The sequence below is a fragment of the Actinacidiphila epipremni genome, from assembly GCF_012034175.1.
Taxonomy (GTDB): Bacteria; Actinomycetota; Actinomycetes; order Streptomycetales; family Streptomycetaceae; genus Actinacidiphila; species Actinacidiphila epipremni.
In genome coordinates, this window is record NZ_JAATEJ010000032.1 from 25,855 (window position 1) to 40,121 (window position 14,267).

14 protein-coding genes are annotated in these 14,267 nt (G+C 73.0%); 3 read left to right on the forward strand and 11 right to left on the reverse strand.

Features of this window, described 5'->3' with window-relative positions; translation table 11 throughout:
• Nucleotides 1-42 precede the first annotated feature (42 nt).
• A complete protein-coding gene (locus HCN08_RS30010) occupies nucleotides 43-963 on the reverse strand; it encodes a radical SAM protein (protein ID WP_240970564.1) in 921 nt (306 codons plus the stop codon).
• Between the two features lie 929 nt (nucleotides 964-1,892).
• On the opposite strand from HCN08_RS30010, the gene HCN08_RS35840 reads away from it, so the two are divergent.
• From HCN08_RS35840 to HCN08_RS30025, 3 genes are all read left to right on the forward strand, one after another.
• Nucleotides 1,893-2,303: a hypothetical protein gene (locus HCN08_RS35840; protein ID WP_240970565.1), complete on the forward strand. Its 411-nt coding sequence runs from the start codon at nucleotides 1,893-1,895 to the stop codon at nucleotides 2,301-2,303.
• The gene (locus HCN08_RS30020) at nucleotides 2,300-2,866 is read left to right on the forward strand and encodes a GNAT family N-acetyltransferase (RefSeq protein WP_167986449.1); all 567 of its coding nucleotides are present in this window, start codon (nucleotides 2,300-2,302) and stop codon (nucleotides 2,864-2,866) included. Before HCN08_RS35840 ends, HCN08_RS30020 begins: the two co-directional genes overlap by 4 nt.
• 102 nt (nucleotides 2,867-2,968) lie before the next feature.
• Entirely contained in the window at nucleotides 2,969-3,961 is a 993-nt protein-coding gene (locus HCN08_RS30025; RefSeq protein ID WP_167986450.1) for a GNAT family N-acetyltransferase, read from the forward strand.
• Nucleotides 3,962-3,987: 26 nt separating this feature from the next.
• Here the strand turns inward: HCN08_RS30025 and HCN08_RS30030 are convergent, their stop codons facing one another.
• The 10 genes from HCN08_RS30030 to HCN08_RS30075 all read right to left on the reverse strand — a co-directional run bounded on the left by HCN08_RS30030 (nucleotide 3,988) and on the right by HCN08_RS30075 (nucleotide 14,075).
• Entirely contained in the window at nucleotides 3,988-4,656 is a 669-nt protein-coding gene (locus tag HCN08_RS30030; RefSeq protein ID WP_167986451.1) for a beta/alpha barrel domain-containing protein, read from the reverse strand.
• On the reverse strand, nucleotides 4,653-5,750 hold the full coding sequence (gene nagA / locus HCN08_RS30035; RefSeq protein ID WP_167986452.1) for an N-acetylglucosamine-6-phosphate deacetylase: 1,098 nt from the start codon (nucleotides 5,748-5,750) through the stop codon (nucleotides 4,653-4,655). Before nagA ends, HCN08_RS30030 begins: the two co-directional genes overlap by 4 nt.
• The gene (locus HCN08_RS30040) at nucleotides 5,747-6,589 is read right to left on the reverse strand and encodes a GntR family transcriptional regulator (protein WP_167986453.1); all 843 of its coding nucleotides are present in this window, start codon (nucleotides 6,587-6,589) and stop codon (nucleotides 5,747-5,749) included. The genes nagA and HCN08_RS30040 overlap by 4 nt, the downstream gene beginning before the upstream one ends.
• Nucleotides 6,590-6,718: 129 nt before the next feature.
• Nucleotides 6,719-7,744, reverse strand: coding sequence for an SIS domain-containing protein (locus HCN08_RS30045; protein WP_167986454.1), 1,026 nt, complete (start codon nucleotides 7,742-7,744; stop codon nucleotides 6,719-6,721).
• A complete protein-coding gene (locus tag HCN08_RS30050) occupies nucleotides 7,741-8,982 on the reverse strand; it encodes a sugar ABC transporter permease (RefSeq protein WP_206319415.1) in 1,242 nt (413 codons plus the stop codon). The genes HCN08_RS30045 and HCN08_RS30050 overlap by 4 nt, the downstream gene beginning before the upstream one ends.
• The gene (locus HCN08_RS30055; protein WP_167986455.1) at nucleotides 8,979-9,797 is read right to left on the reverse strand and encodes an ATP-binding cassette domain-containing protein; all 819 of its coding nucleotides are present in this window, start codon (nucleotides 9,795-9,797) and stop codon (nucleotides 8,979-8,981) included. Before HCN08_RS30055 ends, HCN08_RS30050 begins: the two co-directional genes overlap by 4 nt.
• Nucleotides 9,794-10,783, reverse strand: a complete 990-nt coding sequence (locus tag HCN08_RS30060; RefSeq protein ID WP_167986456.1) for an ROK family protein — start codon at nucleotides 10,781-10,783, stop codon at nucleotides 9,794-9,796. Before HCN08_RS30060 ends, HCN08_RS30055 begins: the two co-directional genes overlap by 4 nt.
• Nucleotides 10,784-11,923 carry a substrate-binding domain-containing protein gene (locus HCN08_RS30065; RefSeq protein ID WP_167986457.1) on the reverse strand — a complete coding sequence of 380 codons (1,140 nt, stop codon included), beginning with the start codon at nucleotides 11,921-11,923 and terminating at the stop codon, nucleotides 10,784-10,786.
• A 278-nt stretch (nucleotides 11,924-12,201) separates the two neighbouring features.
• Nucleotides 12,202-13,638: an NAD(P)H-hydrate dehydratase gene (locus HCN08_RS30070; protein WP_167986458.1), complete on the reverse strand. Its 1,437-nt coding sequence runs from the start codon at nucleotides 13,636-13,638 to the stop codon at nucleotides 12,202-12,204.
• Between the two features lie 65 nt (nucleotides 13,639-13,703).
• The gene (locus HCN08_RS30075) at nucleotides 13,704-14,075 is read right to left on the reverse strand and encodes a holo-ACP synthase (RefSeq protein WP_167986459.1); all 372 of its coding nucleotides are present in this window, start codon (nucleotides 14,073-14,075) and stop codon (nucleotides 13,704-13,706) included.
• Between the last annotated feature and the right edge of the window lie 192 nt (nucleotides 14,076-14,267).

Here is a 14,267-nt window from a genome sequence, read left to right on the forward strand (position 1 = left end):
ACCGCTCGGGCACCACAGGGCATTGTTCGGTGTCGACCGCGCCTAGGCGTCCAGCCTGGCGGCGATGTCCGTGTGCTCCCAGACGTTGCCGACCAGGAAGTCGGTGGGCGGGTGCCGGGAAACCGCCGTCCGCGCGGCGAACACCAGGTAGGGGCAGATCGCCACGCCGCCGTCGGTGAAGACGTAGATGATGGTGCCGGCCTCGCATCCCGCGAGGGGTTTGCCGTCGTTCGGGAACCGGATGAGCGTGACGTCCAGGTCTTCCCCGGCGAACGGCGTCACCAGTTCCTGGATGTGCCGCATGTGGGCGTCCGGACGGCGCAGCCTCTGCGCGGCCTTGCTCGCGCCCCGCCCCATCTGCCCGAGCGGGTTCATCAGCACGTACTTCGCACCGTGTTCCTTCGCGAACTCGCAGAGCCGGGCGTACTCCTCGTCCTCGGCGAGGTTGTTCGGCGTGCACAGCAGCCCTTGCAGGATACCGGCCCCGGCGAAGGCCTCGACGGTGTCGACGGTCTCCTGGAAACCCTCGCGGCGCCCCCGGAAGACACCGTGGGAGTCCGGCGAGAATCCGTCCAGGCTCACGTTCATGTGGGCGCCCAGCTCCGCCAGGCGCTGGATCTGGTGGCGGGTCGGCATGGTCGCGTTGGTGCACACGCCCACGCCCATGCCCGCGGCGCGGAACTCGGCGACGATCTGGATGAGGTCGGCGTGCATGAACGGCTCCCCGCCGGTCACCGTCACCCGGGTGACCCGGGATTCGGCAAGCTGCGGGATCAGCCGGTCACGCACCGCCTCCAGCGGCATGTACGCGCCGCGCCCGGTCGCGCTGACGAAGCAGTGCCGGCACTTCTCGTTGCACGGCTCGCAGATCTGCACGAGCGCCTTGCGGTGCGGGGAGTCGACGGTCGTGCGGAAGTAGCAGGACGCGGCGCGTTCCCGGGTGACGATCGGGCGTGCGGTCATGTGTGCCTCCAAGGCGTGCATGTGCGCGCGGCGTCAGCGCGTCGTCTGCCTTGCACAGAGCCAACTCGCTGACGCCATGTCAGACCCGACCTTTGGGCGGACATTCCGCCGGACTTTTGGTCACCACCGGACTTTCAGCCGCTGTCGCGCCGCTACCGTCGGTGCGAGAGGAATCACCGGAGGTGCTGCCGCATGCAGGTCATGACGCCGTTTGAACAGGCATGTCTTGCCCACGGATGGTCAAAACCGGCGGCTTTCCTACCGGCCTTCCAGGCGACGGCGGCCGTACTGGGCGAGAGCGCTACGGTGACCGAGCGTCAGTTCCTGCGCTGGCGGCAGCCCGATCCGCCCACTCCGAGGCTGACCGCGTGGCGAGTGCTCCACGCGATGTTCGGTGTGAGCCCGGCGCTGCTCGGTTTCCCCCGGCTACCGCCGGGTGCCACCGTGGGAGGAGCCGGACCGATTCCCGAGCAGAAAGGTGGACCTGCGGTGAAACGACGTGGGTTTCTGGCCGATACCGCGGGTGTGGCTGCCGCAGCAGGTGTGCCCGCGCACATCCGCCCCCTGACGCCGGCCGGGGCGACCGGGGCGATCGGCACCGTCCACCTCCTGGAACTCCGTGAGGGCCTGCGCTCGCTGTTCCAGCTCGACAACGCCTACGGCGGCGACGAGGTACGCACTCTGGCGGTCAAGCACCTGCGGCGGGTACGGCGGATATTGAGCACCCGCAGCTACCCGGAATCCATCGGGCGTCAGCTCCGACTGCTGGCCGGCGAGGTTGCCGAGCACTGCGGCTGGCCCGGGCCGCCCAGGAGCGTGCCGAGCGGCTCGGTTCGGCAGCTCTCCAGTCGGTCACCGCGACCCGGGAGGCACGTGCCCTGTCACTGCTGGGCGACGGTACTGGCGCCGAACGGCGTCTCGCCGACGCCATGCGCGTGCTCGACCGGACCGGCAGAGGACGCCCGGACCCGGAGTGGACGGCTTTCCACGGCCACTCCGAACTCAACCACGCGCACGGCATCCTCTACGCCGATCTTGGGCAGCATGGCGCCGCGGTGCAATACCTCGCGGCGGCGCTCGACCACCAGGACCGTACCTACGGCCGCAACAGGGCGCTGTACCGCCTGCGGCTGGCCGACAGCCTGATCCGGGACGGCCGCGTCGACGAAGGCGCCGCCCAAGCCGTCGGCAGTCTGGAGCACCTCGACGAAGTCGAGTCCGGACGCGTGACCAAGCGCCTCAGCGAGGTGACCGCTCTGCTGCGCCGCAAGGACGCGGCCGGCGCCCGCGCGGCCGTCGAGGAGCTGACCGCGTACACGCAGACGAAGGGGGCCGCGTGACCGCCACCGAGCCGGCGTACGAGATATACGAAGGCGCCGACGCCGCCCGGCGGCTCGATGACTTCCTCGGAGTCTACGAGGAGGTCTACGCCGAGCCGCCGTACCGCGAAGGGCCCAGCGATGTCGCGCAGTTCGTGGAGCACTACCACGCGCACACCCGGCGGCCGGGGATGCGGCTGGTACTCGCCCGCGCGGGCGGGGAAGTCGTCGGGTTCAGCTACGGGTATCCGCTCCCCGCCGACACCCAGTGGTGGACCAGCGTCGTCGAAGAGCTGCCCGCCGGCTTCACGCAGGAGGACGGCGCCCGCACGCTGGCCGTCATCGAACTTGCCGTCGTGAAGCCATGGCGGCGTCGCGGGGTCGCCGCCGCGCTGCACGCGCTCCTGCGCGAGGGGCTGCATGTCGAACGGGTCACTCTCACCGTGCGCCCCGAGCCGGAGGCGATGGCGGCTCAGAAGGCCTACGCCAGCTGGGGGTACCGGGAGGTCGGGCGCTCCCACCCGTGGGAGGAGGCCCCCTACTACACCGCCATGGTGCTCGACCTCACCCGGCAGGTGTCCTGACCGCCAGGCGGCGGGGCAGGGTGGGGCGGCCTTGCGGCTGGCGGGGCGTCAGGTCACGCTGGTCGCGGGGCCTGGTATGTCCGTTCAGTGGGAGGTGAGCGCATGACCGCACCTGCTCAGGCGGGGATCGAGATCGTACGGGCGACGTCGGCGCATGTCCCGATGGTTTTCGCGTTGGCGCAGTCCAGGAATCTGGAGGGCACCGATCCGCGTGTGGCCAGCCAGGAAGGGTTCCTGGTGTCGGAATACACCGCCGAGGTGTACGAAAGGCGACTGGCCACCGCCGAGCACTTCTACGTGGCCGTCAAGGGCTCCGACGTCCTGGGATTCCTGCTGGCCTACAGCGACGCCCAGATCGAGCCGGACGAGTGGCTGAACCACCGGATCAAGACCACCCTGGGCAGCTTCCTGGTGATCAAGCAGGTGTGCGTGGCCCGCGACGCGTCGCGGCAGGGTGTTGCGTCGCGGCTGTACCACCATGTGCTGGAGCAGTGGACGGCCGCGCCGGTGATCGCCGCGGTGGTCAACGAGCCGCGGAACGAGGCGTCGAGTCACTTCCACCGGAAACTGGGCTTCGAGGAACTGACCCGGCTACGCCCGCCGGACGGCCGACTGCGCGTGGTGTGGGTCTCGCGCAAACCGCGCGAGTCGATGCTGCAGACGCAATACGAGATCGCGGTGGACTTATACAAGCACGAGGACCTCCTCAACTGGAACAAGCTCAACAATTTCCTCTACATCACCGCCGGCCTCGCCGCCACCCTGGCCTTCACCCTCGGCAAGGAGGGCGCGCAGTCACGCGAGGTGGCCCGAGGGGTCGGAGCGGTCATCGCGGTGATCGGGTTCGTCTCCGGCATGGCCTTCGCCGTCATGCTGCGTTACGGGCGCCGCTATTTGCAGACCCGCAAGAGCACCGTCGTGGAGCTGGAGGAGCACATGGCGTGGCACGGCGGGCAGCGCATCGTGGGGCGTCAACTGGCGGAGCCGGGATCGGCGTGGCTTGAGGCGTCGCCGACCGGCCTGGTGATGGTGCTGCTTCCTGTCATGGTCTCGCTGGGCTGGCTGGCGATGCTGGGCGTGGTGCTGGCGAACTGACGCGCCCTCATGCGGCCCGCGGGGTGTCACGCCACGGCGGCGAAGCGGGCGGTGAGCCAGACCGGGTCGGTGATGGCGGAGCCGACGACGACGGCGTGGGCGCCGGCGGTGAAGGCGGCGCGGGCGTCGGACGGTGTGGCGTAGCCGCGTTCGGCGACGACGGGGACGCCGGTGTTCGCGACGAGGGCGGCGACGAGGGCGAGGTCGGGCAGGGGGCCGGTGTGGGGGCGGGCGGGGTAGCCCATCGTCGAGGAGCTGACCATCGCCGCGCCCGCGGCCACCGCGGTGCGCGCGTCCTCGACGCCCGCAACGCCCGCCTTGACGGGCCTGCCCAGCGCGGCGAACGACGCGATCAGCTCGGCGAGGTCCTGGCCGTCGTGGCGGCGGGCCGCGGAGTCCGCCTCCAGCTCGACGACATCCGCGCCGGCCTCGGCGAGGGCTGCCGCGTGCCGCACGGTGGGCGTGATGCGGACGGCCCCGCCGTGCGAGCCGTCGATGCTGACGGCGAGCACGGGCAGGCCGGGGACGCTCCGCTTGACCGCGCGCACCGCGTCGGGTCCGTCCACCTTCACGGCGACGGCCCCGCCGGCCTGCGCGGCGGCGGCGAGCCGGACCACGTCCTGCGTGTGCTGCCAGGGCGACTGCGGCGACGGGGTGAGCGAGACGATCAGCCCGCGCGGGAGGAGGACGCTCATGCCGCCAACTCCGTTCCGCCGACCAGCACCCGAACGGGCGTGACGTCCTCGTCGGTGACGATCAGGTCGGCCGGGCCGCCGAGCGTCAGCTCGCCCGCGCCGGTCAGGCCGTAGAAGCGGGCCGGGGCGCGGCTGGCGAGGTTGACGGCGCGGTCGACCGGCCAGCCGAGCGCGACGAGCTTGGCCACCTGCTGGAGCAGCGTCACGGTGCTGCCGGCCAGCGTCCCGTCGGGCAGCCGCGGCACCCCGTCGGTGACGGTGACGGTGAAGCCGCCCACGGTGAAGGCGCCGTCCCCGGCGCCCGCCGGCGACGCGGCGTCCGTCACGAGCATGATCCGGTGCTCGGCGGCCTTGAGCGCGAGCATCGAGGTCTCCCGCGCCAGGTGGATGTCGTCGGCGATGAGCTGGATGGCGACCTCCTCCCGGTTCAGCGTCGCGCCCGCGATGCCGGGGGCGCGGTGGCTGAAGGCGATCATCCCGTTGAACAGGTGCGTGACCGCGCGCGCCCCGGCGTCGAAGCCCGCGTACGCGGTCGCCGTGTCGGCCCCGGAGTGGCCGGCCTGCACGATGACGCCCTGCCGGGCGGCCCAGGAGATCAGCTCCAGCGCGCCGGGCAGCTCGGGGGCGACGGTGATGGTGCGCAGCGGCCCGGCGGCCAGGAAGCGCCGTACGAGGGCGGGGTCGGGGTCGCGCAGGTACTCGGGGCGGTGCACCCCGCGGTGGTGCGGGGAAAGGAACGGCCCCTCGGCATGCACGCCGACGACCTTCGCGCCGCGCGGCGCGGCCTCCCGGAGCTTGCCGAGCACGCCGAGCTGGCGGACGACGTTGTCCTCGGAGTCGGTGATGACGGTGGGCTGGACGTGGAGGACCCCGTCGCGGGCCAGCGCCGCGAGGGCGTGCGCGAACTCCTCGGCGCCTGCGGCGTTGAAGTCCACCCCGCCGTACCCGTTGACCTGGAGGTCGACCAGCCCGGGCAGCACGTAGCCGGAGCCGGTCGAGGGCAGCCCGGCGCGTACCAGGCGGCCGTCGTCGATCTCGACGTCGCCCTTGACCCACGCGCCGGCGATGACGGCGCCTCGTGCGGAAATTCTCATGGATACAACCTCGCTACGTGAGGGACGACGCCGCGGCCGGACGGCTCCGCGGCGGACGCGGTACGGGGGGCGTGCCCGGCCTGGCCTTCCAGGGCGGCACGGAAGCGGTAGCGGTCGCCGCGGTAGACGCTGCGGCACCACTGGACCACCCGGCGGTTCTCGTCGTAGGTGGTCTGGACGATCTCCAGGACCGGGTCGCCCGGCGGCAGCCCGAGGTGCTCGGCGAGGTCGGCGGTCGCGCCGCGCGCCTCGATGACGCAGTCGGCCCGCACCGCGTGCAGCCCGTACTGCTCGGCGAGCGTGCCGTACAGCGAGGCGGTCGCGAAGTCGTGGCCGCCGAGCCCGGGCGCCAGGCCCTCGGGGATCAGGGAGAAGTCGATCAGGGTCGGGATGCCGTCGAGGTGCCGCAGCCGGACCAGCTCGACCAGCGGTGCGCCGGGGGCGACGCCCAGCAGGTCCGCCTCGTCCAGGGTGCTGGGCCGGGTGAGGCAGGTGAGCACCTTGGAGCTGGAGGTCAGCCCGTTGGCGGCGGCGAGGTCGGAGAAGCTCACCAGGCCGGTGCCGCCCTCCTCGATGGACTCCGCGTCCGGTTCGGCCGGCCGCAGCGCCACCGGGGCGGGCGCCTGCCCGCGCACCCACCGGGCACCGGCGACGACGGTGACCAGGCCGGCCACTTCGAGGTCCTTCAGGGCCTGCCGTACGGTGACCCGGCTGACGTCGAACTGCTCGGCGAGGACGCGTTCGGAGGGCATACGGGAGCCGGGCGCGATCACCCCCGACTCGATGCGTTCCCTGAGGTGCTGGGCCACCTTGCGGTGTAGTGCTGGCGATGTAGACATGAGCCTGATTGTGTCCGTTGGGTGGGAGGGCGAGGGACGTCATTCACCGGCCGGTGCCGTACGGCCCGAGGCGGTCCGTACGCCCCGGGGGCGATCGTCCGGCGGGCGCGCCGGTGCCGGCGGGGAGCCTCATTCGTCGTCGTCGAGCTTGGTGCCGGTGTCGAGGAACAGGAACTCGTCGGGGTCGATCCGCCGGTTCCGCGCCGCGCGCAGCGCGACCTGTTGCAGCAGCGCCGCGACGAAGACCGGGACCTCCAGCGGGCTGTGCGCCTCGATCGGCACGACGAGCGTGCGCCGGCCGTGCGCGACGGGTGGGCCGGTGCGCAGTTCGACGACGCGGCGGCCGAGCGAGCCGAGCGCCCGGACGATCTGCCCGTCGTCGGGTCCGTCGAGGACGATGTGCAGCGTGGAGGTGCGGGTGGACTCCATGAGGCCGTGCAGATACTGCCGGGTCTCGAAGGACGCCGCCGGCACCCGGGTGACCTCGCGCAGCAGCAGCGCCCCGCTCTCGGCGGCGCCGTACTGCTCGGCCGGCGCCACCAGGTCGATGACCTCGGTGGCCGTCAGGCCCTCGGCGATCTGCTCGGCCTGCGCGGAGGTCATGGCGCGGAAGGCGTCCAGCCGCTCGCCCAGGCTCGCCCAGGACGCGGCGGGCGCGCCGTCGGTCCAGGTCTCGGCGAGCATGGCGACGGCCATGGCGGAGGCGGTGAAGCCGATCGTGGAGGCGAGGCTGTCGGGCAGGTGGCCGAGGGTGAGCACGCAGTCCCCGGCGGCGGCCATCGGCGAGTCGGTGACGTTGACGACGGCGAGCCGGCGGCCGGGGGCGGCCCGCATGACGTCCACGGTCTCCCGGCTGCGGCCGGACTGGGACAGCGCGACCAAGGTGGTGTGCCGGTCGAGCGGGCCCGCCTCGGAGGCGTTGACCCGGGTGGCGGGGATGCCGTGTGCCGTCAGGTGGGCGGCCGGCCCGGCCAGCGCGGCCAGGCTCGCGCCGATGCCGACGAGGGTGACGTGGCCGGGCCGGCCGATGGCCTGCGCGGCGGCCAGGACCCGTTCGCGCAGCACCGGGGCGATCTCGGTGAGGCGGCCGGCCTGGTCCCGCACGCCCTCGTCGAAGGGGACGAACCCCTGGCGCAGAAACGCGTTGACGCTCATCGGCCGCTTGCCGCCCTTCCTCGTCGCGCCAGGGAGTCGATCACGACGGCGGCGACGAGTACGGCACCGGTGATCACGTACTTGACCGCGGAGGTCTGGTTGAGCAGGTCCATGCCGTTGGAGACCGCGCCGATGACGAGCATGCCGAGCAGCGCGGAGTAGGCGCTGCCGCGACCGCCGAACAGGCTGGTGCCGCCGATGACCGCCGCGGCGATCGCGTTGAGCAGGATGTCGCTGCCGCCGCTGGCCTGGTTGACGGCGAACAGCCGGGAGGCGGCGAGCACCCCGCCGAAGGCGGCCAGCGAGGAGGCGATGGTGAAGGCGATGACCTTGACGGTGCCGACCTGGATGCCGGCCCGGCGGGCCGCCTCGGCGTTGCCGCCGACGGCGAACAGCTTGCGGCCGAAGGTCGTGCCGCGCAGCAGGACGTCCACCGCGACGACGAGGCCGACGAAGATGAGCAGCGACAGCGGGATGCCGTGCCACCGGGAGAAGACGACCGTGGCCGCGAGGATCACCGCGGTCACCGCCCCGTCGCGTACCAGGTCGCCGGTGAACGGCCGTACGGCCAGGCCGCGTTCGCGGCGCCACCGGGCGGTGAGGCAGGTCCTGCCGACGGCCGCGGACGCGTACACGGCGGCGATGACGTAGCCGATCCACGACTGGAGGGTGGTGTTGGCGAGCGAGGCGATCGTGCCGTCGTAGGGGATGTTGATCGTGCCGTGGTTGCCGAGTACGAGCAGTTGGCCGCCCTGCCAGGCGAGCAGGCCGCCCAGGGTCAGGACGAACGACGGGACGCCGAGCTTGGTGAAGATCATGCCGTGGAAGAGGCCGATCGCGGCGCCGAAGACCACGGCCACGACGATCGCGAGGACCGGTGGCCAGCCGTGGTTGATGGTCAGCACGACCATCGCGGCCGATGTGATGCCGCTGACCGACCCGGCCGACAGGTCGATCTCGCCGATGACCAGGACGAAGACGATGCCGAGCGCGATGACGCCGGTGGAGGCGATCTGCAGGCTCAGGTTGGACAGGTTCTGCGGCGACAGGAAGCGGCCGTTGGCGATCTGGAAGATCACCGAGATGACGACGAGGCCGAGGATGACGGGCAGCGGCCCGAGGTCGCCGGTGCGCAGGCGCTGGACGCGCTCGCGTATCCAGTTCCCGGTGTCCGGTGGTGGTGTGCCGGCGGTCGCGCGAGCGGGTCCGACGGGGCCGGTGGCGGTGTGGGTGGTCACGGTCGTCCTTCCTCGGCCCGGTCGCGGCGCAGCTTGCGGCGCTTGTGGGCACTGCTGTCGGCGACGCCGGTGATGGCGGCGACGACCTGTTCCTCGGTGGTCCCCTCGACGGGGAACTCGGCGACGCTGCGGCCCAGCCGCAGGCAGACGATGCGGTCGGCCACGTCGAAGACGTCGGCGAGGTTGTGGCTGACCATCAGGACCGCGTGGCCCTCGGCGCGCAGCCGCTCGATGAGTTCGAGCACCTCGGCGGTCTGCTCGACGCCGAGGGCCGCGGTGGGTTCGTCGAGGATGACCAGCCGCGGGTCGCCGAGCAGCGACCGGGCGATGGCGACGGACTGGCGCTGGCCGCCCGACAGCGACGACACCGGGGCGCGCAGGTCCTTGATCCGCACCGACAGCCGCTTGAGCAGCCCGACGGCGACCTCCTCCATGTCGAGCGCGCTGAGGAAGCCCCCGTGGTGCTTCTCGCGGCCGAGGAAGAGGTTCGCGACGATGTCCAGGTTGTCGCACAGGGCGAGGTCCTGGTAGACGGTCGCGATGCCGAGGCGGGTGGAGTCGACGGGCCGGCGCGGCGAGACCTGCTCGCCGCCGAACCTCATGGTGCCGCCGTCGCGGGGGTGGGCCCCGGCGATCGTCTTGATGAGGGTGGACTTCCCGGCGCCGTTGTCGCCGACGAGCGCGACGACCTCTCCCGCGGCGACGGTCATGCTCACGCCGCCGAGTGCCTTCACGGCGCCGAAGCTCTTGGTGATGCCCTCCAGCTGGAGCACGGGGGGCGGGCCCTGTCCGGCCCGCTGCGCGGTCGACGTCATTGGCCGGTTCCTTTCGTACGGGGGTGGTCCGCGGCGGCGGCGACGGCGGCGGGCCGGGCGAGGTGCCAGGCAGCCGCGCCGGCCAGGCCCGCGTCGTCACCGCATGCGGCGGCGGACACCTCGACGTCCCAGGAGACGTGCGAGACGGGGGTGTCGCGGATCCGGCGGCCCAGTTCCCGCAGCAGCGGCTCACCCGCGGCGCGGGCGAGGCCGCCGCCCACGACCAGCACGTCGGGCGAGACGACATGGCACAGCAGGATCGCGGCGGCAGCCGCCGCGTCGGCGATGTCGGCGAGGGCGCCCGCGGCCAGGTCGCGCGTGTGCCGGACCTGGTCGTCGCTGCCGGTCGCGGCGGCCAGCTCGGTCAGGACGCGGTAGTCGGCGTCCTGGCCGAGCGCCCGCGCGGCGCGGCTCACCCGCTGCCCCGAGCCGAGGTCCTCGATCATCGGGCGTCCGGCGCCGAGCAGGTGCAGGAAGCCGATCTGGAAGCCGGTCACCCGCCCGGACAGCACCCGGCCGTCGCTGACGACCGCCGCGCCGATGCCGGTGGACAGCGTGAGGTAGGCGGTGGTGCCGGCCGGGCTTCCGGCGCCGTAGTACGTCTCGCCGACCGCGGCGAGTTCGGCGTCGCCGGCGAGCTCGACGGCCAGCCCGCCGGCCTCGGCCAGGTGGGCGGCCGACAGCCGGCCGAGGTCGGTGGCGGGCAGGTTGCGCGCGACGTGCAGCCGGCCCTCGACGTGGTCCACCCGTCCCGGCAGCCCGACGACCGCGCGGACGGCTCCGGTGCCCGCCGCGGTCCGGGCCATCAGGGCGGCGACCTGCTCGTGGACCGCGCCGTGCCGTACCGGCTCCCGCAGCCGGGCGGTCACGGTGCCGCCGGGACCGACGAGGGCGGCGCGGACGCTGGTGCCGCCCACGTCGACCGCGACGACCTGCGGTGCGTCACTGCTGGGGGAGGTGCCGGGGGAGGCGCTGGGGGAGGCCATTCAGCGCAGTCCCGCCGTGGCGCACGCCTTGGCGTAGTCGGCCGTGCAGATCTGGGCGACGGTGAGATAGCCGCTGTCGAGCAGCTTCTCCTTCATGTTGTCCATCGTCACGGCGATGGACTCCAGCAGGTAGGCGGGCACCTTGTGGGCGCCGTCGTCGATCGTGCCGTTGAGCAGCTCGCCGGAGGGCTGCTTGCCGGTGGCGAGGGCGGCGGCGGCCTTGGCGCCGATCTGCGCCTCGGTCTCGACCGGCAGGTACGTGCTCTCGTAGAGGTCGCCCGCGACCATGTTCTGGATGGCGTCGAGCTGGGTGTCCAGGCCGGTGACGGACGGCATCGGCGTGACGCCCGCGCTCTTGAGGGCCGCGATGACGCCGGTGGCCATGCCGTCGTTGCCCGCGTAGACCCCGGCGATGTTGGCGGCGCCGAGCTTGGTGATGGCCTGCTGCATCTGGTTCTGCGCGTTGGCGGCCGACCACCCCTTCGTGTCGTACTCGGCGGCGACGGTGAAGTCGGAGGAGTCGATGACGCCGTGGGCGCCGTCCTTCTCCGGCTTGGCGCCGGAGTCGACGGGGTCGCCGTTCATCATGACGACGTTGCCGGTGGTCCTGCCGTCCTTCTTGAGCTTGTCGAGCAGCGACTGCATGCCCACGGCGCCCTGCTGGACGTTGTCGAACTTCACGCCGTAGTCGACGCCGGCGTTGTAGATGACCCGGTCGTAGCTCATGACCTTCACGCCCTGGCGGCGGGCGCCGGCGACGACGGCCCCGGCGGCGTTGGAGTCCACCGGGTCGATGACCAGCACGCTCGCGCCCTCGGTGAGGGCGGACTCGGTCTGGCTGAGCTGCTTGTTGGCGTCCCCGGCGGCGTTGTAGTAGCGCAGCTCGCACTGGGGGCAGCTCTCGGCGAGCTGCTTTTCGAACGTGGGCTTGTCGCGCGCCTCGTAGCGGGCGGTCGCGTTCTCCGGGAGGAGCAGCGCGACGATCGGGTGCTGCGCGGACTTGCCGGAGCCGTTGTCGCCGGCCGAGCCAGGTGACGCGTCGTTTCCGTTCGACGCGCACGCGGACAGCAGGAGCGCTCCGGCGACCGCGACGCCGAGGGCGGCTGTGCGTCTGCGGCCGGAAAGGGAAGATATGTTCATACGAGTTCGTCCACCTCTGTGCCGTTTAGAGCGGGGTGAGGTGAACCACGCTAGAAGCGGGTGCAACCAGTGGTCAACCCTTTGGTATCACAGCTCGGTAACCGTAGTAGACCACTGGTATTATTCAGCGCCTGGCCAGCGCATCTTCCGCCACCGCAGGGGCAGTCGGGGCAACAGAAGACCCCCGGGGCCGCACGGGGAGGCGCCGGGGGTCGGCAGGGCTCGGTTATCTGGTCCGAACCAGTGGTCTCATAGCGGGGCAGGCGCCACCGGACGGTTCACCCGCCGCACACGTTGCGCCACGCCTCCGGGATCGACTCCGCCACATCCATCGCCGCCAGCGGACCCTCCGTCAGGCGGGCGGCGAGGCCGTGGAGATAGCCGGCGGCTGAGGCGGCGTCACGGGCCGGAAGGCGGGCAGCCAGCAGGGAGCCGGTCAGGCCGGACAGGACGTCGCCGCTGCCCGCGGTGGCGAGCCACGCGGTGCCCGTCGGGTTGACGCGGACCGGGACGGCCGGGTCCGGGGCCGCCACCAGCGTCGTAGAACCCTTCAGCAGCACCGTCGCGCCGAAGAGTTCCGCCAGGTCGCGCACCGCCGTCAGCCGCGACGCCTCGACCTCCTCGCGCGCGCGGCCCAGCAGCGCCGCGGCCTCGCCCGCATGCGGGGTGAGCACCGTCGCCGCCGTACGGGCCCGCACCGCGTCGCGGGACATCAGCCGCAGCCCGTCCGCGTCCACCAGCACCGGCACGTCCGCGGCCAGCACCTCCGCCACCGCGGTGCGGGCCCGCGCGTCGTCGCCCAGCCCCGGCCCGACCACCCACGCCTGCACCCGCCCCGCCTCGTGCGGCGAACCGCTCGACACCAGCGTCTCCGGATGCCGCGCCAGCACCGCGGGCCCCCCACCGCCGACATACCGTACGGCCCCGGCGCCGCCGCGCAGCGCCCCGGACACCGCGAGCACCGCCGCCCCTGGATACCGGTCCGAGCCCGCGACCACCCCGACGACCCCGCGCCGGTACTTGTCGCTCTCCCCCGACGGCCGCGGCAGCAGCCCCGCCAGGTCCGCGTGCTGCAACGCCTCGACCTCCGGCGCGCCCAGCTCCAGCCCGATGCCGACGAGCGTCACCGCACCGGCCAGCTCCGCCGCCGGGTCGATCAGCAGCCCCGGCTTGTACGTCCCGAACGTCACCGTGACGTCCGCCCGCACCGCCTCGCCGGCCACCTCACCCGTATCCGCGTCCACCCCGCTCGGCAGGTCGACGGCGACGACCGCCCCGCCGCCCGCCCGCGCCGCCCGCATCAACTCCGCGGCCTCCGCCCGCAGGCCGCCCTTGCCGCCGATCCCGACGATGCCGTCGTAGACCAGGTCCGCCCGCGCCACGACCGCGGCGCCCTCCGCCGCCCCCACGGCCCGCCCGCCGGCGTCCAGCAGCGCCCGCAGCCCCGCCGCGTGCGCCCGCTCCGGCGCCAGCAGCACCGCGGTCACCCCGGCACCCCGCCGGGCCAGCCGCGCCCCGGCGTACAGCGCGTCACCCCCGTTGCTGCCGCTCCCGGCCACCACCGCGACCCGCCGCCCGTACACCCGCCCCAGCACCCGCGCCCCGACCACCGCGAGCCCCGCCGCCGCGCGCTGCATCAGCGCACCCTCGGGCAGCCGCGCCATGAGCGCGCCCTCCGCGTCCCGCACGGCCTGCACCGTATGCGCGTACCTCATCGCGAAACCCTCCCGTCAGCCCTCCCCCGACGATACGTACGCGCTCCCCGCGCGGCACCCCGGGATCACCCCTCGGCGATCACCACGGCGGACGCGACCCCCGCGTCATGGCTCAACGACAGGTGCCAGTGCCTGACCCCCAACTCCGCCGCCCGCGCGGCGACCGTCCCCCTGACGACGAGCCTCGGCTGCCCCGACTCCTCCGCAACAACCTCGGCGTCCAGCCACTTCAACCCGGCCGGCGCACCCAGCGCCTTGGCCAGCGCCTCCTTCGCGGCGAACCGCGCGGCGAGCGACGCGACCCCCCGCTCCTCCCCCGAGGCCAACCGCCGCTCCCCCTCCCCGAACAGCCGCTCCGCCATCCCGGGGGTCCGCTCCAACGCCGCGGCGAACCGCTCGATCTCGGCGACGTCGATCCCGACCCCGATGATGCCCATGCCGCCCACCCTATGCGCCGCACCTACGCCGCGGCGTGCTCCCCACCCATGCAGGCAGGAGCCCGTGTGCGCCCCTTCCCCGCCATCGGCGGCTATCCGCCCACGCAGGCAAGGCACCTACGAACACCTGCGCGGCAGCGACGATCAAGCGGCCCCACCACCAGCCACAGCACCGAGGGTCGCCAGCCCAAG